Genomic DNA, 22,008 nt, shown 5'->3' on the forward strand with positions numbered 1-22,008 from the left:
TGAGCGGGCTCGAGGGGTGGCGGTGGGAACGGACGGGACGGCGCCGCGCGTAAGGTTCTCGTGCGGTCATTCCAGTCCCAGCTCCGCTTCCAGCTCGTCGATCTCCTCCTGGGACAGGTCGCCGAGGGACGGGGTGCCGCCGCCCGCGTTCGGGTCCTCGACGTGGCGGATCAGGGCGCGCAGCGCTTCCACCCACCGCTCGGCCAGGGCGGCGACGTGGTCGCGGTCGACCAGCGACGTGTCCCACGTCCAGGTCGCCGACAGCCGCGGTCCTTCGGCGGTGTCCTCGGTGACCGCGTTGACCTCCACCGGGTGCGGCAGCGGCATCCGCGGGTCGCGGCCGGGCGGCAGCGGCAGGTCGTCGACGACCGCGAAGTCCTCCTGTCCTCCGCCACCCTGGAACCGGCCGAGGTAGTTGAACCCGATCTCGGGTGCCGGGCGGTCGGCCAGTTCCCCGGCGGTGCGCGGGTTGAGGTAGCGCAGCAGGCCGTAGCCGATGCCGTTGTCCGGGATCTCGCGGAGCTGTTCCTTGAGCTGCTTGACAACCTGGCCGAGCGCGGCGGAACCGGCGAGCAGGTCGTCGGTGTGCACCGGGCCGGGATCCAGACGCACCGGGTGCAGGTTGGTGAACCAGCCGACGGTGCGCGTCAGGTCGCCGTCCACGACCGGTTCCCGGCCGTGCGACTCGACGTCCACCACCACCGCCGTCCGCGTGTCCCCGCCCGACCGGCGGACGTGCAGCACGGCCACGGCCAGTGCCACCAGCAGCACGTCGTCGACCCCGGCGTGGAACCGGGCGGGCACCTCGGTCAGCAGCGCCTGGGTGTCCGCTGTGGACAGCACGATGTCGAGTTCGGCGGCCTCGGTGCCCGGACTGCGCCGGGGCGCGGGTTCGCCGAGCACGGACTGCCACAGCTCCAGTTCGCGTTCGCGCTCCGGTCGGACCGCCTCGGCGGTCAGCCGCTGCGCCCACCGGCGCAGCGAGGTGCGCACCGGTTCCAGGCCGCTGCCCCCGGTGTGCCAGGCGATCGCGAGGTCCGGCAACAGCACCCGCCAGGACACGCCGTCGACCGCCAGGTGATGGATGACCACCAGCAGCCGTCCGGCGGTGCGCGGACCGGCGTCGAACCAGACGAACCGGGCCAGCACCCCGTCTGCCGGGGCCAGCTGCTGCTGGGCGGCGGTGCCGCGGGCGGCGACGACCTCGGCGAGATCCGCCGCGTTGAGGCCCTCGACGTCCACCCGTTCGACGAGGTCCGCGGCGCGGATCGCGCCACGCGGCAGGACTTCCGGATGCCAGCCGGGGTTGAGGCGGATGCGTAGTGCGTCGTGCGTGTCCAGCAGGGCCTGCACGGCCGTGGTGAGCCGGTCGATGCCGAGGTCGGCGGGCACCCGCAGCGCCATCGACTGGTTGAAGCCGTCGATGTGCTCGGTGTGCTCGCGCAGCCAGTGCATGATCGGCGTGGCCGGGAACTCGCCGATGCCGGCGTCGGCTTCCTCGGCCACCAGGTCGTCGGCGCCCGCCGCCTCGGCCAGCTTGCGGACGGTGCGGCAGCGGAACACGTCCTGCGGCGTGATGACCAAGCCTTCGCGACGGGCCCGTGACACCAGTTGCAGCGACAGGATGCTGTCACCGCCGAGTTCGAAGAACCCGTCGTCGATACCGACCGCCGGCACCCGCAAGATCTCGGCGAACAGTCCGCAGAGGACTTCTTCGCGCCGGGTGCGGGGTGCCGCACCGGAGGTCGCGGTGAAGTCGGGGGCGGGCAGCGCCTTGCGGTCGACCTTGCCGTTGGGCAGCAGCGGCAGGTCGTCGAGCAGCACGAACGCGGACGGCACCATGTACTCGGGGAGCCTGCTCGCGGCAGCCGCCCGCAGGTCCGACGGTTCGGGCCGCGGCCCGTCCGGCACGACGTAGGCGACCAGGCGCCGGTCGCCGGGACTGTCCTCCCGCACCAGCGCGGTGGCGCGCGCGACGGCCGGGTGCCGGTCCAGCGCGGCCTCGACCTCACCGAGCTCGATGCGGAACCCGCGCACCTTCACCTGGTCGTCGGCGCGACCGGCGTACACCAGCGCGCCGTCGGCGGTCCACTTCGCCAGGTCGCCGGTCCGGTACATGCGCTCACCCGGTTCGCCGAAGGGGTTGGCGACGAACCGCTCCGCGGTGAGCCCGGCGCGGCGCGCGTAGCCCCGCGCGAGTCCGGCACCGGCCACGTACAGCTCACCGACGGTGCCCGGCGGCACCGGGCGCAGCGCGGCGTCGAGCACGTACACCCGGGCGTTGCTGATCGGGCCGCCGATCGGCGGGGTGACCTCCCCGGACAGCGGGGTGCTCATGGTGGCACACACCGTGGTCTCGGTCGGGCCGTAGGCGTTGATCATCGTGCGACCGGGTGACCACTTCGCCACCAGCGCGGGCGGGCACGCCTCGCCCGCGACCACCAGCGTCGTGCCCGGCGGCAGCGCGTCGTCGGGCAGCACGCCCAGCGCCGTCGGCGGCAGGGTCAGGTGCGTGACGCCCTGCTCCGCGACGAGTTCGGCCAGCGCCTCCCCCGGCAGCAGCCGGTGGGCGGGTGCCAGGACCAGGCAGGCCCCGGACAGCAGGCCCATGCACATCTCCCACGCCGCCGCGTCGAAGCTCAGCGCGGCGAACTGCAGCACGCGGCTGGTGCCGTCCACACCAAGGGTTTCCCGTTGCGCGGCCAGGAGGCTGGCGATGCCGTGGTGGGTGACGACCACGCCCTTGGGCCGGCCGGTGGAGCCCGAGGTGTAGATCACGTAGGCCGCCGCGGACGCGGGCAGGACGCCGCGGTCGGCGGCGGTGATCTCGCTGGTGGGCATGCCCGGCAGCGCCGCGGTGGTGTCCTCGCCGTCGAGCAGGACCAGCCGCACGTCGGCGTCGGCGAACACGGCGGTGTTGGCCGCGTCGGTGAGCACGAACTCGGGGCGACTGTCGCCGAGCATGTACTCGATGCGCTCGCGCGGGTAGGACAGGTCGATCGGCAGGTACGCCGCGCCGGACTTGAGGACCGCCAGCAGTGCGACGACCAGGTCGGCCGATCGCGGCAGGGCGACGCCGACCAGGCGTTCCGGTCCCGCGCCGCGGGTGATCAGCCAGTGCGCCAGCTGGTTGGACCGCCAGTTGAGTTCGGCGTAGTCGAGGGTGACGTCCTCGAAGACCACCGCGGGCGCGTCCGGCCGCAGCCGCACCTGGTCGGCGAACAGCTCCGGGAACGGGCGCGGGGTGACCGGGCGCGCGGTGTCGTTCCAGTCGATGAGGACGCGGTGGCGTTCGGCGTCGTCGAGCAGGTCGATCTCGCCGATCCGGCGGTCCGGGTCGGCCACGGCCGCGGCGAGCAGCCGCTCGTAGCGGTCGACGAGGGTGCGCACCGTGTCGCGCTCGAACAGGTCGGTGGCGTATTCGACGATGCCTTCCAGGCCGTTGGCGCCCTCCTCGAGGCTGAACGACAGGTCGAACTTGGCCACCCCGGTCTCCGCGCCCTCGATCGCGGTGCGCAGCCCGGGCAGTTGTGCCGAGCCGCCGCCCTCCTGGAAGTCCAGCAGGACCTGGAACAGTGGGTGGTGCGACAGCGACCGGACCGGGTTGAGCACCTCCACCAACCGCTCGAACGGCACATCCTGATGCGCGAACGCCGCCACATCGGTCTCACGCACCCGACCCACCAACTCGGCAAACGACGGATCACCCGACACATCCGTCCGCAACACCAGGTTGTTCACGAAGAACCCAACCAGATCCGCCAACGCCGCATCGGAACGACCCGCCACCGGAGTACCGATCGCAACATCAACCCCGGCACCCAACCGCGACAGCAACGCCACCAGACCCGCCTGCAACACCATGAACACCGTCACACCCCGCTGCGCGGCGAAGTCCGCCAGCGAGCGGTGCAGCTCGGCGCCCAACGTGAACTCCAGCAGGTCGCCTCGGTGCGAGGCGACAGCCGGGCGCGGGTGGTCGGTCGGCAGCTCCAGCCGCTCCGGCAGGCCCGCCAGCTGCTCCCGCCAGAACGCGATCTCCCGCGCCGCCAGACTGCCCGGGTCGTCCTCGGAGCCGAGCAGTTCCCGCTGCCACAGCGCGTAGTCCGCGTACTGCAGCGGCAGGTCCGTCCACTGTGGCGTTTCACCGGCGCGACGGGCGTCGTACGCCTGCGCCAGGTCGCGCAGCAGCGGGCCCTGCGACCAGCCGTCGCCGGCGATGTGGTGCATCAGCAGCAACAGGACGTGCTCCTGCTCGCCGGTCTGCCACAGCGTGGCGCGGATCGGCAGTTCGCGGGTGATGTCGAACGGTTCGCGCGCCGCCTCGGCGAGCTCCCGCTCCGCCTGCTCGGGTTCGGCCGTGCGCACCAGGAACTCCGGCCGTGCCTCGGCGGCGTCCAGCACCAGCTGGTACGGCTTTCCGTCGGTGTCGGGGAACACGGTGCGCAGGCTCTCGTGCCGGGTGACCACGTCGGCCAGCGCGGCCCGCAGCGCCGGGATGTCGAGCGCCCCCGAAAGCCGCAGCACGAACGGCATGTTGTAGGTCGCGCTGGGCCCTTCGAGGTGGTGCAGGAACCACAGCCGGTGCTGGGCGAACGACAGCGGTACCCGCGCCGGGCGCGGCCCGGCGACCGGCCCGGACCGCGCCGCGTCGGCCTGGTCGAGAACGCCCGCCAGCCCGGCGACCGTGGGGGTGACGAACAGCTCCCGGATCGGCAGTTCCACACCGAACTCGGTGCGGACGCGGCTGATCAAACGGGTGGCCAGCAGCGAGTGCCCGCCCAGCTCGAAGAAGCTGTCGTCCACGCCGACCCGGTCGACACCCAGGACCTCGGCGAACAGCCCGCAGAGGAGTTCCTCGCGGCGGGTGCGCGGCTCCCGGCCGGTGCCGGTGCGCTCCGGTTCCGGCAGCGCCCTGCGGTCAACCTTGCCGTTGGGGGTCAGCGGCAGTTCGTCGAGCACCACGAACGCCGACGGCACCATGTACTCGGGCAACCGGCGCAGCGCGAACTGCCGCAGATCGCCCACGTCGAGGTCCGCACCGGACCGCGGGACCAGGTAGGCGACGATGCGCTTGTCCGCGTCCGCGCCGCGGACCACGACGGCGGCCCGAGCCACGTCGGCATGTCCGGCCAGGCAGGTCTCGATCTCGCCGAGCTCGATACGGAACCCGCGCACCTTCACCTGGTCGTCGACCCGGGCCAGGTACTCCAGGCTGCCGTCGCGCCGCCACCGGGCGAGGTCGCCGGTGCGGTACAGGCGGGCCCCGGGCTCGCCGAACGGGTCGGCGACGAACCGTTCTGCGGTCAGCCCGGCGCGGTGGGCGTAGCCGCGCCCGACGCCGTGGCCGCCGATGTAGAGCTCGCCGGCCACGCCGACCGGCACCGGCCGCAGGTTCGCGTCGAGCACGTGCAGCGAGGTGTTGCCGATCGGGCGGCCGATCGGCGGCGGGCCGTCGACGTGGCGGATCTCCGAGGCGGCCGACCAGATCGTGGTCTCGGTCGGGCCGTAGAGGTTGATGACCCGGCCGTCGAGCCCGAGCATCCGCTCGGCCAGCACCGCTGGCAGCGCCTCACCGCCGACCAGCATCCGCAGCCCGCGCACCTGCTCGGGGACGTTGTCCACCAGCGCCTGCCACAGCGACGGCGTGGCCTGCACGTGGGTGACCGCGGTGCGCTGGAGGAAACCGCCCAGCGCGTACGGGTCGCGGACGGTGTCCTCGTCGGCGAGGACGACCGCGGCGCCGACCAGCAGCGGCAGGTACAGCTCCAGCCCGGCGATGTCGAACGACACGGTGGTGACCGCGAGCATCCGGTCCCCGGCGGCCAGGCCGATGTCCTCGCGCATCGAAGCCAGGAAGTTGTCCAGGTTCGCCCGGGAAAGCAGCACGCCCTTGGGTTGGCCGGTCGAGCCGGAGGTGTAGATGGTGTACGCCAGCTGCCGCGGATCCCGCACCACGTCCGGGGCTTCCGCGGTCTCGGTGGACACCGCGGTGTCCAGTTCGGACACGTTGAGGCGCTGAGTGGCCGACGGTGCCGGGATTTCGGTGCCGTCGTCGGTGATGAGCACCGCCGGGTCGGCGTCGTGCAGGATGTGCGCGAGCCGTTCCGTCGGGTGGGCCGGGTCGATCGGCAGGTACGCGGCCCCGGCCTTGGCCACGGCCAGCAACGCCACCAGCAACTCCGGGGTGCGCGGCAGCGCCACCGCGACGATCGTCTCCGGTCCGGCACCGATGCCCAGCAGGTGGTGGGCCAGCTGGTTGGCGCGCCGGTCGAGTTCGGCGTAGCTGAGTTCCTGCGTGGCGGTGATGAGCGCCGTCGCGTCGGGCTGCGCCCGCACCTGGTCGGCGAACTGCTCGACGAACGTCGTGGCCGGCAGCGGGCGCTCGGTGGCGTTCCAGCCAACGAGCTGGTCGCGTTCGGCGTCGGAGAGCACCTGCAGGGCGCTGATCGGCTGCTCGGGCCGCGCGAGCGCTTCGCGCAGCAGGAGGGAGAGCCGGTCGGCGAGGGACTGCGCCGTGTCGGTGTCGAACAGGTCCGTGGCGAACTCCAGGTCGCCCACGATGCCCGCCGGGCCGCCGTCGAAGGTCTCCCGCAGTTCGAACGACAGGTCCATGGTGGACGAGCCGGTGTCCACGCCCTCGACCCGCGCGGACAGGCCCGGCAGGGCCAGGTCGTCAGCGCCCGCGTCGTGGACGGTCATCATCACCTGGAACAGCGGGTGGTGCGACAGCGACCGGACCGGGTTGAGCACCTCCACCAACCGCTCGAACGGCACATCCTGATGCGCGAACGCCGCCACATCGGTCTCACGCACCCGACCCACCAACTCGGCAAACGACGGATCACCCGACACATCCGTCCGCAACACCAGGTTGTTCACGAAGAACCCAACCAGATCCGCCAACGCCGCATCGGAACGACCCGCCACCGGAGTACCGATCGCAACATCAACCCCGGCACCCAACCGCGACAGCAACGCCACCAGACCCGCCTGCAACACCATGAACACCGTCACACCCCGCTGCGCGGCGAAGTCGACGATGGCCTGGTGCAGGTCCCGGTCCAGCTCGACGTCCACGGCCCCGGCGCGGTAGGTCGCGACGGCCGGGCGCGGCCGGTCGGTCGGCAGCTCCAGCCGCTCCGGCAGACCCGCCAGCTGCTCCCGCCAGAACGCCAGCTGCGCCTGGGCGAGGCTGGTCGGCTGTTCGTCGTCGCCGAGCAGTTCCCGCTGCCACAGCGCGTAGTCCGCGTACTGCACCGGCAGCGGGGCCCAGTCGGGCTCACCGCCCGCGGCGCGCGCGGTGTACGCCTGCGCCAGGTCGCGCAGCAGCGGTTCGGTCGATGCGCCGTCCCCGGCGATGTGGTGCAGCAGCACCAGCAGGGTGTGGTCGGTACCGCCCGCGGTGAACAGGGTCGCGCGGACCGGCAGTTCGGTGCTGAGGTCGAAGGCGTACCGTGCGGCGGCCCCCAGCTGCTCACCCGGCTCCTCGGTGGTCACGACCTCGAACGGCGCCTGGCGGTCCACGACCACCTGGTGCGGCACCCCGTCCGTCTCGGTGAACAGGGTGCGCAGGCTGTCGTGCCGCGCCACCACGTCGCCGAACGCGCGGCGCAGCGCCTCGACGTCCAGCTGCCCGGACAGCTCCAGCACCAGCGGGATGTTGTGGGTCGGGGTCGGCCCGTCCAGCTGGTGCAGGAACCACAACCGCCGCTGCGCGAACGACAGCGGCACCCGCGCGGGCAGCTCCCGCCGCGTCAGGGCCGGTCGCGCCTGGCCCGCACTGGGCAGCCGGGCGGCCAGCCCGGCGACGGTGGGCGCCTCGAACACGGCGCGCACCGGCAGTTCCACGCCGAGCTCGGCGCGGATCTGGCCGACCAGTTTCGTGGCGCGCAGCGAGTGACCGCCGAAGGCGAAGAAGTTGTCGTGCAGGCCGATGTCGTCGACGCCGAGCACGGCGGCGAACAGCCCGCGCAGCGCCTCCTCCTCGGCGGTGGGCTCGCGGTCCTCGTGCCGAACCTCGGCAGCGGCCCGTTCGACGGGGAACTCCAGCGTCCCGTCGCGGCGCCAGCGGGCGCGTGCCCCGGTCCGCAGCAGGAGCCCGTCGCCGAAGGGGTTGTCGACCCCGTCGCGCAACCACGGCGTGCTTACGTGCACCTCGCCGAACACGCCGGGCGGGACCAGACGCAGCTGCTCGTCCAGCACGTACACCGCCACCCCCGGCGCGGGCCGTTCGGCCCCCGGTCCGCCGGTGGTCACGACACCGGTCTGTGCCCACCCGCGCGCGAGTTCCACCACGATGTCGGGGAACCGGCTGCGGAATGCGGCGACGTGCTCGACCACCGGCAGGTCCGGGCCGAAACCGACGACCCGGGACAGCTTCTCGGGCCGGAAGTCCTGCTCGACGGCGACCCGGCACAGCTCGTCCAGCAGTGCGTGCGGAAGGACGACTTCCTCGATGCCGTCCCAGTCCAGCCAGCCCAGCAGGTCCGACCCGGTGCGCGGCAGCTCCACCGGAGCCGCCACCGAACCGTCCACGATGGACGGGTCGATGTCGACGACGGCCACGGCCCCGGTCGCCCGCGCGGCCGGGGCGGCCACCGCGGGCAGCACGATCGCGCGGTCCTCCGCGTCGAGCAGCTCCACCTCGCGCAGCCGCACGTCCGGGTCAGCGGCCAGCGCCGACAGCAGCGCCAGGAACCGCTGCGCCAGCTTCTCCACGGTGGCCCGGTCGAACAGGTCGACGGCGTACTCCAGGTCGCAGCTGACACCACCGCCGGCGAGCTCCTGCAGGTGGAAGGTCAGGTCGAAGCGGGCCGCGGACATCTCCACGTCGCGCAGGCCGGTGCGCAGCCCCGGCAGCGCGAAGCTGTGCTCGGCGTCGTTCTCGAACACCATCATGACCTGGAACAGCGGGTGGTGCCGCAGGGTCCGCACCGGGTTGAGCTCTTCCACGATCCGCTCGAACGGCACGTCCTGGTGGGAGAACGCCGACAGGTCGGTCTCCCGGACCCGGCCGAGCAGCTCCCGGAACGTCGGGTCGCCGGTGGTGTCGGTGCGCAGCACGAGGGTGTTGACGAAGAACCCGACCAGATCCTGAAGTGCCTCGTCCGCGCGCCCGGCGACCGGGGTGCCGATGGGGATGTCGGTGCCCGCGCCGTGCCGCGTCAGCAGCGCGGCCAGCGCCGCCTGCACGACCATGAACAGCGTCGTGTCGGTCCTGCGGGCCACCGCCAGCAGGGCGGCGTGCAGGTCGGCCGGGATGACGAAGTTGACCTCGTCGCCCTCGTAGGAGGCCGCGTCCGGCCGCGGCCGGTCGGTGGGCAACTCCAGGCACTCCGGCACGCCCGCCAGCGCCCGCCGCCAGTGCGCCAGCTGGCGGGACACCAGGCTGTCCGGGTCGTCCTCGCTGCCGAACAGCTCCTGCTGCCACAGTGTGTAGTCCGCGTACTGCACCGGCAGCGGCGTCCACTGCGGAGCTTCGCCGCGCAGCCGCGCCGCGTACGCGGTCGACAGGTCGCGGGCGAAGGGCTCCTCCGAGCCGCCGTCGGTGGCGATGTGGTGCATCAGCAGCAGAAGGACGTGCTCCTGCTCGCCGACCCGGAACAGGGTGGCCCGCAGCGGTGGTTCGGTGGTGAAGTCGAAGGCGTGGCGGGCTTCGGCGGCCAGTCGCTCGGTCACCTCCGCGGCGGACACCTCGACGATCCGCAGACCCGGGACCTCCTCCACCACCAGCTGGTGCGGTTCGCCGTCCACCTCGGGGAAGAGGGTGCGCAGGCTCTCGTGCCGGTCGCAGACGTCGCGCACCGCCGCCTCCAGCGCCCCGACGTCGAGGTCGCCGGACAGCTCCAGCACCAGCGGCACGTTGTAGGTGGCACTCGGCCCCTCCAGCCGCGACAGGAACCACAGGCGTTGCTGCGCGGCCGAAAGCGGGATGCGCGCCGGGCGCGGCCGGGCGGTCAGCGGGGTGCGCGGCGCGTCCGCGGCCTCGTCGAGGCGCGCGACGACACCGGCCACCGTCGGCTCGGTGAACAGGGCGCGCACCGACAGCTGCACGCCGAAGGTCGCCCGGACGCGGCTGAGCAGCCGGATGGCCGACAGCGACTGGCCGCCCAGCTCGAAGAAGCTCTCGTCGACCGCCACCGGGCGTTCCAGGCCCAACACCTCGGCGAACAGCCCGCACAGGATCTCCTCGCGCGGCGACCGCGGACCCTTGCGGGTCTGACGCCGCTCCAGCGCGGGCAGCGCCGCGTGGTCGACCTGACCGTCGGCGTCCACCGGGATGGAGTCAAGCGCGACGTAGCGCGACGGCACCATGTAGTCCGGCAGCACCCCCTCGGCGTGCGCGCGCACCGCCGCCACGTCCACGGCGTACGCGATCACCGCGCCGTCCGGGTCGGTCGTCACCGCCACGGGGCCGGCCGCGCCGAGGATGCGCTCCACCTCGTCCAGCGAGACACCGATGCCGCGCACCTGGATCCACCGGCCCGCGCGGGCGACGATCTCGACCTCACCACCGCGCAACCGAGCCCGGTCGCCGGTGGGCACGAAACCTCCTTCGGAGGCCACGTGCAGCGCGCCGACCACGCCGGGCGGCAGCGGTCGGCCCGCCTCGTCCAGCACGACGTGCCGGGCGTCGGCCGCCGGGAACTCCTCGGGGGCCAGCACGTCCAGCTCACCGAGCCTGCGCTCCGGGTCGGCGGTGGCGCTGCGCAGCAGCCGCAGCAGCCGTTCGCCGAAAGAGTCGACCGTGGCGCGGTCGAACAGGTCGGTGGAGTACTCGATCTCGCCGACGATGCCGGCGTGCGCGCCGTCGGCGCCGTAGCGCTCCTGCAGCCGGATGTCCATCGCGAACTTGGCCACGCCCGCGACGACATCCTCCAGCTCCACCTCCAGCCCGGGCAGCTCGACCTCGACCTCGTCGAAGTTCTCGAAGGTCAGCATCACCTGGAACAGCGGGTGGTGCGACAGCGACCGCACCGGGTTGACCGCCTCCACGATCCGCTCGAACGGCACGTCCTGGTGCGCGAACGCGGCCAGGTCGGTCTCGCGCACCCGGTCCAGCAGCTCCCGGAACGTCGGGTCGCCGTGGGTGCGGGTACGCAGCACCAGGGTGTTGACGAAGAAGCCGAACAGCTCCTCCAGCGCCTCGTCGGTGCGGCCCGCGACCGGGATGCCGATCGGGATGTCGGTGCCCGCACCCATCCGGGTCAGCAGCGCCGCGACACCGGCCTGGATCACCATGAACTGCGTGGTGCTGGTGCGGCGCGCCAGCTCGTCGATGGCCCGGTGCAGGTCGGCGTCGATGCGCAGCGGCGCCTCGTCGCCGAGGTAGGTCACGGCGGCGGGGCTGGGCCGGTCGGTGGGCAGCTCGATCTTCTCCGGCAGCCCGCGCAGGGCGTCGGCCCAGAACGCCATCTGCTGGTTGATGGCGCTGTCCGGGTCGTCGATGTCGCCGAGCAGTTCCCGCTGCCACAGCGCGTAGTCCGCGTACTGCACCGGCAGCTGCGGGAACACCGGGGCCTCGCCGCGCAGCCGGGCGGCGTAGGCGGTGGCCAGGTCGTTGCCCAGCAGCGACTCCGACCAGCCGTCGCTGACGATGTGGTGCATCAGCGGCAGCAGCGCGTAGCGGTCGCCGCCCAGGCGGAACAGCCAGGCGCGGATCGGCAGCTCGGCGGTGATGTCGAAGTGGTACCGCGACGCCTCACGCAGCGCCTCGGCCACCTCCGACTCGTCGACGTCCACCACCTCCAGCACCGGCTGCGCCTGCTCGGGCGGCAGCACGACCTGGTGTGGAACGCCGCCCTGCTCCGGGAAGATCGTGCGCAGCGACTCGTGCCGCGCGACGACGTCGGCGAACGCGGTCCGCAACGCCTCGATGTCGAGGTGACCGGTCAGGCGCAGCACCAGCGGGACGTTGTAGGTCGCGCTCGGGCCCTCCAGCCGGGACAGGAACCACAGTCCTTCCTGGACGTAGGACAGCGGCAGCCGGTCGGGGCGCGGCATGGGCCGCAACGCCACCCGCGCGCCGTCCGCGGCGTCCAGCCGCTCGGTGAGCCCGGCGACGGTGGGCGCCTCGAACACCGCGCGCAGCGGCAGCTCGACGCCGAAGGTGGAGCGGATGCGGCTGACCAGGCGGGTGACCAGCAGGGAGTGCCCGCCGAGGTCGAAGAAGCTGTCGTCGATGCCGACGCCGTCGACCTCCAGCACGTCGCCGAACAGGCCGCACAGCAGTTCCTCGCGCTGGTTGCGCGGGGCGCGGCCACCGACGAGCGCCGACAGGTCCGGTGCGGGCAGCGCGCGGCGGTCCAGCTTGCCGTTGGCGGTCAGCGGCAGCGACTCCAGCCGCACCACCGCCGAGGGCACCATGTAGTCGGGCAGGGTCGCCGCGACGTGCCGCCGCACCTCGGTGGGGTCGATCTCGCCGGTGGTGACGACGTAGCCGACCAGGCGCTTGTCACCCGGCTTGTCCTCGCGGACCACCACCGCGGCCTGCGCCACCGCCGGGTGGGTCAGCAGCTGCGCCTCGATCTCACCCAGCTCGATGCGGAAACCGCGGATCTTGACCTGGTCGTCGGCGCGGCCGAGGTACTCCAGCACACCCTGGTTGTTCCACCGAACCAGGTCGCCGCTGCGGTACATACGGGAGCCGGGCGGGCCGAACGGGTCGGCCACGAACCGCTGCGCGGACAGCCCGGCCCGGTTCAGGTAACCGCGGGCCAGCCCGGCACCGGACACGTACAGCTCGCCGGGCACCCCGGGCGGGGTCGGCTGCAGCGACTCGGTGAGCACGTACAGCCCGAGGTCGGGGATGCCCGCGCCGATCGGGCTGCGCGGGTCGGCGGTGTGCGCGGCCGCCAGTGGGAAGTACGTGACGTGCACCGTGGTCTCGGTGATGCCGTACATGTTGACCAGGCGCGGGGCGTCCTCGGCGTGCCGCCGGTACCATCCGTCCAGTTTGGACGGCTCCAGGGCCTCGCCGCCGAAGATCACGTACCGCAGCGCCAACCGGTCGCCCAGTTCGGGGTTCTCCCGATCGGCCTGGGCGAGCTGGTAGAACGCCGACGGGGTCTGGTTGAGCACCGTGACGCCCTCGGCGACCAGCAGTTCCAGGAACTCCTTCGGCGAGCGGCTGACCAGGTGCGGCACCACGACGAGCCGTCCGCCGTGCAGCAGCGGACCCCACAGCTCCCACACCGAGAAGTCGAAGGCGTAGGAGTGGAACAGCGTCCACACGTCCTGTGGGCCGAAGCCGAACCAGTGGTCGGTGGCGGTGAACAGCCGCTGCACGTTGCGGTGCGGCACCACCACGCCCTTGGGGCGGCCGGTCGAGCCGGAGGTGTAGATGATGTACGCCGCGTTGTCCGGGCCGACCACCGCGCCGAGGTCACCGTCCGTTCGCCCAGACAGGTCCAGCTCGTCGAGCACCACCTTCGGCACCTCGGTGTCCAGCCGGGTCGCCGAGTCGGTGAGCAGCACGGTCGGGGCGGCGTCGGCGAGCATGAACGCGATGCGGTCCGCCGGGTAGTCCGGGTCCACCGGCAGGTAGGTGCCGCCGGCCTTGAGCACCGCCAGCAGCGCCACCACCAGCTCCGCGGACCGCGGCAGCGCCACCGCCACCACGTGCTCGGCCCCGACGCCGCGCGCCACGAGTTCGCGGGCCAGCTGGTTCGCCCGCGCATTCAGCTCGGCGTAGGTCAGGCGCTGCTGCTCGAAGACCAGCGCGACGGCGTCCGGGGTGCGACGCACCTGCGCCTCGAACAGCGCCGGTATGGTCGTGGTGTCGGCAACGTCGGTGCCGCTTCCCGCAGGAGTCGCCGGGCGCGGGGGCAGCAGGGCGCGCCGTTCGGCCGCGGACAGCAGGTCGATGTCGTCGATCCGGCGGTCCGGGTCGGCGACGACCGCCTCCAGCAGCCGCACCAGCCGCTGTCCCATCGCGGCCACGGTGTCGTGGTCGAACAGGTCCGTGGCGTACTCGATCAGACCCGCCATGCCCAGCGGGGTGCCGTCGTCGGCGTAGTCCTCCCGGAAGTCGAAGTCCAGGTCGAACTTCGACGAACCGGACCCGATGTCGTGGAAGCTGGCGCGCAGCCCGGGCAGGTTGAGTTCGGCCTCGGCGTTGTTCTGGAACAGCACCATGACCTGGAACAGCGGGTGGTGCGCCATGGACCGCGGCGGGTTGAGCACCTCGACCAGCCGCTCGAACGGCACGTCCTGGTGGGCGTAGGCGGCGAGGTCGGTCCTGCGCACCCGGGCCAGCAGTTCGCGGAACGTCGGCCGCCCGGAGGTGTCGGTGCGCAGCACGAGGGTGTTGACGAAGAACCCGACGAGTTCCTCCAGCGCCTCGTCGGAGCGGCCGGCGATGACGCTGCCCAGCGGGATGTCGGTGCCCGCGCCCAGCCGGGTCAGCAGCGCCGACAGGCCCGCCTGCACGACCATGAACAGTGTGGTGCCGGTCTGCCGCGCCAGTTCGACCAGGCCCCGGTGCAGATCGGCGTTGATGGTGAACTCGACCTCGCTGCCGCGGTAGGACGCCACGGCCGGCCGCGGCCGGTCGGTGGGCAGCTCCAGCCGCTCCGGCAGGCCCGCCAGTTCCTTCGCCCAGAACGCCAGCTGCTGGGAGACCAGGCTGTTCGGGTCGTCCTCGCTGCCGAGCAGTTCGCGCTGCCAGAGCGTGTAGTCCGCGTACTGCACCGGCAGCGGCGTCCACTGCGGAGCTTCGCCGCGCAGCCGGGCCGCGTACGCGGTCGACAGGTCGCGGCTCAGCGGCGCGTCGGACCAGCCGTCGCTGGCGATGTGGTGCAGCAGCAGGAGCAACGCGTGCTCGTGCTCGCCGAGGGAGAACAGACACACCCGCAGCGGCAGTTCGGTGGACAGCTCGAAGCTGTGGCGGCCGAGGTCGCGCAGGTGCTGCTCCAGCCCCGCCTGGTCGGTACGGATGAACTCGACGTGCGGCACCGCCTGCTCCGGCGGCAGCACCAGCTGGTGCGGGGTGCCGTCGGTCTCCGGGTAGATCGTGCGCAGCGTCTCGTGCCGGGCGACGACGTCGGCGATCGCCGCGCGCAGCGCGTCGGTGTCCAGCTCGCCGGACAGCCGCAGCAGCAGCGGTTCGGTGTAGGTGGCGCTGTCCTCCTCCAGGCGGTGCAGGAACCACAGCCGCCACTGCGCGAACGACAGCGGCATCGGGTCGGGCCGGGTGAACGGCGTCAGCGCGACGCGGGTGCCGGTGGCCGCGCCGAACTCCTCGACCAGTTCGGCGACCGTGGGCTTTTCGAAGAGGTGGCGCAGCGACAGCTCGACGCCGAACATCGTGCGCAGCCGGCTCAGCAGCCGGATCGCCGACAGCGAGTGGCCGCCGAGTTCGAAGAAGCTGTCATCGATGCTGACCTCGGCGACGCCCAGCACGTCGGTGTACAGCCCGCACAGGATCTCCTCCTGCGGGGTGCGCGGGGCGCGCCTGAGCTCCTGCTTGTCCACGGCGGCTCCCGCGGCTCCGACCGCGCGCACCCGCTGGTCCTCGGCGAGCACACCGGTGTCCGCGACCGGCTGGTCCGGGTTCTGCACGATCGCCTGCAGCAGCGCGAACATCTGCGCCGACAGGCGGTCGATGGCGGTGCGCTCGAACAGGTCGGGCCGGTACTCGAACCGCAGCCGCAGCCCCTGCCCGGGGATGACCGACAGGGTCAGCGGGTAGTGCGTGGCGTCGTGGTCCTCCAGGCCGGTGAGCTCGACGCCGGGCGCGGGGCTCCAGGACTGGCCGGGCTCGTGCGGGTAGTTCTCGATCACGGTGAGCGTGTCGAACAGCTCACCGGTACCCAGCAGCTGCTGGATCTCGTTGAGCCCCAGGTAGTGGTGGTCCAGCAGCCGCGACTGCTCGTCCTGCACGCGGGCCAGCAGCTCACCCAGCGACTCCTCGGCGCGCAGCCGCACGCGGACCGGCACGGTGTTGATGAACATGCCGATCATCGACTCGACACCGGGCAGCTCCGACGGGCGGCCGGAGACGGTGCTGCCGAAGACCACGTCGTCGCGGTCGAGGTTGCGGGCCAGCAGCAGCCCGAAGGCGCCCTGCACGACGGTGTTGAGGGTCAGGCCGCGGCCGCGGATCCACTGCTGGAGCTGGTCGACGAAGTCGGCGGGCAGGTCCAGCACGACCTGCTCGGGGGTCACCACGGTACCGCCGGTGCCGCCCGCACCGAGCAGCGTCGGCTCGGTGACGCCCTCCAGCGCGCCGCGCCACGCGGCGACGCTGGCGTCCTGGTCGCGGGCGGCCAGCCAGGACAGGTAGTCGCGGTAGGGCGCGACGCGGCCCAGCGCGCCGCCCGCGCTGCGGTAGATCGCGAACAGCTCGTCGAGCAGCGTCTGCATCGACCAGCCGTCGAACAGGATGTGGTGGTTGGTGACCACCAGGCGGTGCTCGGCCGGGCCGAGCCGGATGAGGGTGAAGCGCAGCAGCGGTGGGCGGGTGAGGTCGAACCGGCGAGCCCGGTCGGCCGCGGTGAGCTCGGCGACCGCAGCCGCCTGGTCGTCCACTCCGGACAGATCAATCTCCTGCCAGGGCAGCTCGACCTCCGCCGGGATGACCTGCACCGCGCGGGGCAGGCCCTCGTAGCGGAACGCGGCGCGCAGGTTGTCGTGCCTGCGCAGCAGGGCGGCCACCGCCTCGCGCAGCGCGGTCGCGTCCAGGTCGCCGTCGACCCGGAACACCTCCTGCACCGCGTAGACATCCGGTGCCTGCTCGTCGTAGAGGGCGTGGAAGAGCAGGCCCTCCTGCAGCGGCGCGAGCGGTAGCACGTCGCGCAGCGGGCCGTCCTGCTCCAGCTGCTCGATCTGGCTCTGCGACAGCGCGACCAGCGGCAGGTCCGACGGGGTGAGACCGGCGTCGGTGGTCTGCGCGGCGAGCAGCCGCAGTGCCTCGAACCAGGCGTTGAGGAGTTCGGTGACGCGGGCCTCATCGACCAGTCGGCCCGCCCAGGTGCAGGTGACCGCCAGCCGCGGCCCCGCGGGGTGGTCCTCGGTGATCGCGTCGATCTCCAGCGGGTAGGACAGCGGGAGCCCGGCGTCGGCCCCGCCGCCCAGCACCGCCCCGGCACTCGCCCAGTCCTCGTCCGCCTCGCCGGTGCCGAACCGGCCGAGGTAGTTGAACCCGATCTGCGGGGTGAACGCGGGCAGCGAGTCGCGCAGGATGCCGTAGCCGATGCCGTTGTCGGGCACCGCGCGCAGTTGCTCCTTGACCCGCTTGAGGACCCGGGCGCGGGTGCGGGGGTCGGCCAGCTCCTCCAGTCGCCGCACCCCGGCGTCCAACCGCACCGGGTAGGCGCTGGTGAACCAGCCGACGGTGCGGGACAGGTCCAGCCGGTCGGCGATCTCCTCGCGGCCGTGGCCCTCCAGCTCGAGCACGACTGCGGACTCGCCGGTGCCCCAGCGGTCCTGCACCTCGCCGAGCGCGGCGGCCAGTCCCGCCAGCAGCACCTCGTTGGGACGCCCGCGGACCGCGGTGGTGACATCGGACAGCAGCGCCCGGGTCAGGTCGGCCGGGAGTTCGCGGGTCAGGGTGCGGGCGGTGCCGCGGGTGTCGCGGGCGTGGTCCAGCTCCAGCTCGCCCAGCGGAGCGGATCGCTGCCCGACCACGTCCCTCCACAGCGGAAGCTCCGCGCGCCGGTCCTGCGCCGCGTCGCGCAGCACGTGCGCCCAGTGGCGGAAGGAGGTGCCGACCGGGTCCAGCCGCACCGGGCGCCCGGCGCGAACCGCCTCCCACGCGGCGCGCAAATCCGACACCAGCACGTGCCAGGACACGCCGTCCACGGCGAGGTGGTGCACCAGCACCAGCAGGCGGCCCGGTTCGTCCCCGGCGTCCAGCCAGACGACCTGCAGCACGACCCCGGCTCGCGGGTCCAGCCGCGACTGCGCGTGCGCGGTCTCCTCCGCCACGGCCGCGTCCAGGTCACGGTCGCCGACCTCGACGCGGTGCACGAAGCCCGACCGCGCCTGCGGCGGGATCACCAGGTGGTCGCCTGCCAGCCGCATGCGCAGCACGTCGTGGTGCGCGACGAGGGCGTCCACCGCGGCGACCAGGTCGGCCTCGGTCATCGCGGCCGGGGCGCGCAGCACCATCGACTGGAAATAGCCGTCGATGTCCCCGCCGCGGTCCAGCAGGGCGCGCATGATCGGCGTCAGCGGCACCTCGCCGTGCGGCTCGTGGACCGGTGCGCCGGTGTCGTCTCCGGTGTCGCGCGCGGCGACCGCGGCGAGCCGGGCGACGGTCTTGTGCTCGAAGACGTCGCGCGGCGTGAGCACCAGCCCGGCCCTGCGGGCGCGGCTGACCAGCCGGATCGCGACGATGCTGTCCCCGCCCAGGTCGAAGAAGCCGTCGTCCACGCCGATGTCGTCCACGCCGAGCACCTCGGCGAACAACGCGGCGAGCTGCGCCTCCTGCGGGGTGCGCGGGCCGCGCACCGCCACGTCGGCCACCGGCACGGGCAGCCGGTCGCGGTCCACGTCGCCACGAGCGTCCCGCGGCATCTCCTCCAGCACGACCAGGTCGGTGGGCACCAGGTACGACGGGACGCGGCGTTCGAGGTACGCCCGCAGGTCCGCGGTGCGCACGGCCAGCCCGGGCGCGGGCACGACATAGCCGACCAGGCCGGTGTCGCGGCCGAGCACGAAAGCGTCGGCGACGGCGGGGTGCGCGGCCAGTTCGGCCTGCGGCCGGTGCGGGTCCAGCCGGACGCCGCGCACCACGACCTGCTCGGGGTCGTGGACGTGGCGGCGTTCACCGGGGTTGAGCAGGTCCAGTTCGCTGAGCCGCGCGTCGGGTCGCCGCACGGCGGAGCGCAGCAGCAGCACCAACCGCTCCCACAGCAGCTCCACTCCCTCGCGGTCGAACAGGTCCGTGCTGTACTCGATGATCCCGTCCGCGCCGACGGGGATTCCCGCCGCGTCGTGGTGCTCGCGCAGCCGCAGGTCCAGGTCGAACTTGGCGACCCCGACCGGGACCTCGTCGACTTCCGCCCGCGCGTTGGGGAACTCCGGTCGCGCCGCGGCGAGGGTTTCGAAGGTCAGCATCACCTGGAACAGCGGGTGGTGCGACAGCGACCGCGCCGGGTTGAGCGCCTCCACCACGCGGTCGAACGGCACGTCCTGGTGCGCGAACGCGGCGAGGTCGGTTTCCCGCACCCGCGCCAGCAGTTCCCGGAACGCCGGGTCACCGCCGGTGCGGGTACGCAGCACCAGCGTGTTGACGAAGTACCCGACCACGTCGTCCACATCGGACGATCCGCGGCCGGCCACCGGGGTGCCCAGCGGGATGTCCGCACCGCAGCCCAGGCGGGTCATCAGCGCCGCGAGCCCCGCCTGCACGACCATGAACGTGCTCGTGCCGGTGGCCTTGGCCAGCTGCGCGAGCGAGCGGTGCAGGTCGGCGTCCATCCGCACCCGCAGCACGTCGCCGCGGTGGCTGGCGGCGGCCGGGCGCGGGTGGTCGGTGGGCAGCTCCACCAGCTCCGGCAGGTCGGCGAGCTGCTCGGCCCAGAACCGGGTCTGCCGGGCCAGCGGGCTGTCCGGGTCATCCTCGGTGCCCAGTGCCGCGTGCCGCCGGCTCATCTCCTCGGCGTAGCTGGTGGGCAGCGCCGTCCACTGCGGGGCCCGCCCCTCCAGCCGGGCCCGGTAGGCGTCGGCGAGGTCACGCACCAGCGGCCGCTCCGACCAGCCGTCGGCGGCGATGTGGTGCATCAGCAGCAACACGACGTGCCGGTGTGGGGCCGAGGACAGCACCCGCACCCGGAACGGGATCTCGGTCAGCAGGTCGAAGCCGTACCGGGCCTGGCGGACCAGTTCGGCGTCCACGTCGGCCGCGGCCACGTCGCGGAACTCGACGTCGACCGCCACGTCGAGCACCTGGGGCGAGGGCCGTCCGTCGTCCTCGGGGAAGATCGTGCGCAGCGTCTCGTGCCGCGCGGCCACGTCCTGCACGGCGGCGTACAGCGCGTTCGGATCCAGCGGCCCGTCCAGCCGCACGATCAGCGGGATGTTGTAGGTGGCGCTGGGCCCCTCCAGCCGATGCAGGGACCACAAGCCCAGTTGTGCCACCGAGAGCGCGGCCTCGCTCGCCACGGGCGCGGCGGGCTCGGCGATCCGCGGCGCGTCGGCCAGCCGCGCGGCCAGCGCCGCGACCGTCGGTGCCTCGAAGATGTCGCGGACCGACACCTCCACCGCCAGCTCGGCCTGGACACCGGCGGCCAGCCGGGCCGCCAGCAGCGAGTGCCCGCCCAGCTCGAAGAAGCTGTCGTCGACGCCCACCGCGGACAGGCCCAACGCCTCGGCGAACAACCGGCACAGCGCCGCTTCCCGCTCGTTGCCCGCCGCCCGGCCCGCACCGGTCCCCGACCACGGGTCCGGCAGCGCCCGCCGGTCGACCTTGCCGTTGGGGGCCAACGGCATCTGGTCGACGACCATGAACGCGGCCGGGACCATGTGCTCGGGCAGCGCCGCCGCGACCCGGCTGCGCAGGACGTCCACCCCGATGTCCTGGCGGGGCACCACGTGGGCGACGATCGCCCGGTCGCCTGCCGGGGTGTCGCGCACCGTCACGGCGGCCTGCGACACCTCGGCGAAACCGGTCAGCACCGACTCGATCTCGCCGAGCTCGATCCGGAACCCGCGGATCTTGACCTGGTCGTCGGCACGGCCGAGAAACTCCAGTTCCGCGCCGTTCCAGCGGGCCAGGTCACCGGTGCGGTACATCCGCTCGCCGGGCGCGCCGAACGGGTCAGCGAGGAACCGCTGCGCGGTCAGGCCGGGGCGGTGCAGGTAGCCGTGCGCGAGCTGGATGCCCGCCACGTACAGCTCGCCCTGCTCGCCGGGAGCCACCGGGCGCAGCCGCTCGTCCAGCACGTACACCCGGGTGTTCCACAGTGGACGTCCGATGGGCAGCGGACGCTGCCCGATGGCTGGATCGTAGTCCCAGTAGGTCACGTCGATGGACGCCTCGGTGGGGCCGTAGAGGTGCGCCAACCGCACGCCCCAGGTCGAAACCACGCGCGCGGCCAACGCGGGCGGCAGCACCTCACCGGCGACGAACACCAGGCGCAGCGGCAGTTCCCTCTCGCCGACATCGGCGGCCACGGCCAGCAGCGACGGCACGAACTGCGCGACGGTCACCTGGTGCTGTGCGACGAAGTCCACCAGGCGCTGCGGGTCGCGGACCACGTCGGCCGGGGCCAGGCACAGCGAGGCGCCGACGATCAGCGGCAACCACACCTCGGTGCCCGCTGCGTCGAAGCTGATCGCGGTGCGCGCCAGCACCCGGTCCTGCGGCCGCAGGTCCCAGGTCTCGGCCTGCCACAGCATGTGGTTGACCACGCCCTCGTGCGGCACCACCACGCCCTTGGGGCGACCGGTGGAGCCGGAGGTGTAGATGACGTAGGCGGGGTGCTGCGGGGTGGCGAGCGGTTCCGGGTCGGTGTCCGGGGAATCCGCGGCGAACAGCTCGGCGATGGTCGCGACCGCCGCGGTGCACTCGGGCAGGCGGGGCGCGAGTTCGTTGGTGGTCAGCAGCAGCGCGGGCCGGGAGTCGGCCAGCATGAACGCGATCCGCTCCGCCGGGTAGTCCGGGTCGACCGGCAGGTAGGCGGCCCCGGCCTTGACCACCGCGAGCAGGGCGGCGATCAGCTCCGGAGTGCGCGGCAGGGCCAGCGCCACCACGTCGCCGGGGCGCACGCCGCGGGCGATCAGCTGGTGCGCCAACCGGTTCGCGCGCTCGTTGAGCTCCCGGTAGCGCAGCTGCTGGTCGCCGAACCGCACGGCGACCGCATCGGGTTGGCGTCGCACACTGCGCTCGACCAGCTCGGCCAGGGTGGCATGCCCGTTCGTGCCGCGCTCAGCCGGATCATTCATGCCAGCCCACTCCTCGAAAAAGAACACAATCCTCGCTATCCGGCGCGAGGCTAACGACGACGAATTTCGGGTCGTTATCGTGTCCATTTCCGCTGCGTAGGGCCCCTGCGCGGC

At 72.9% G+C, this 22,008-nt stretch carries 1 protein-coding gene; it reads right to left on the reverse strand.

Translation table 11 applies throughout. The features are described 5' to 3' along the window. Positions 1–66 precede the first annotated feature (66 nt). Positions 67–21,894 carry a non-ribosomal peptide synthase/polyketide synthase gene (locus tag IEY17_RS10705; RefSeq protein ID WP_188987184.1) on the reverse strand — a complete coding sequence of 7,276 codons (21,828 nt, stop codon included), beginning with the start codon at positions 21,892–21,894 and terminating at the stop codon, positions 67–69. Between the last annotated feature and the right edge of the window lie 114 nt (positions 21,895–22,008).

Origin of the sequence: Saccharopolyspora thermophila (assembly GCF_014646075.1) — a bacterium.
GTDB lineage: Bacteria > Actinomycetota > Actinomycetes > Mycobacteriales > Pseudonocardiaceae > Saccharopolyspora > Saccharopolyspora thermophila.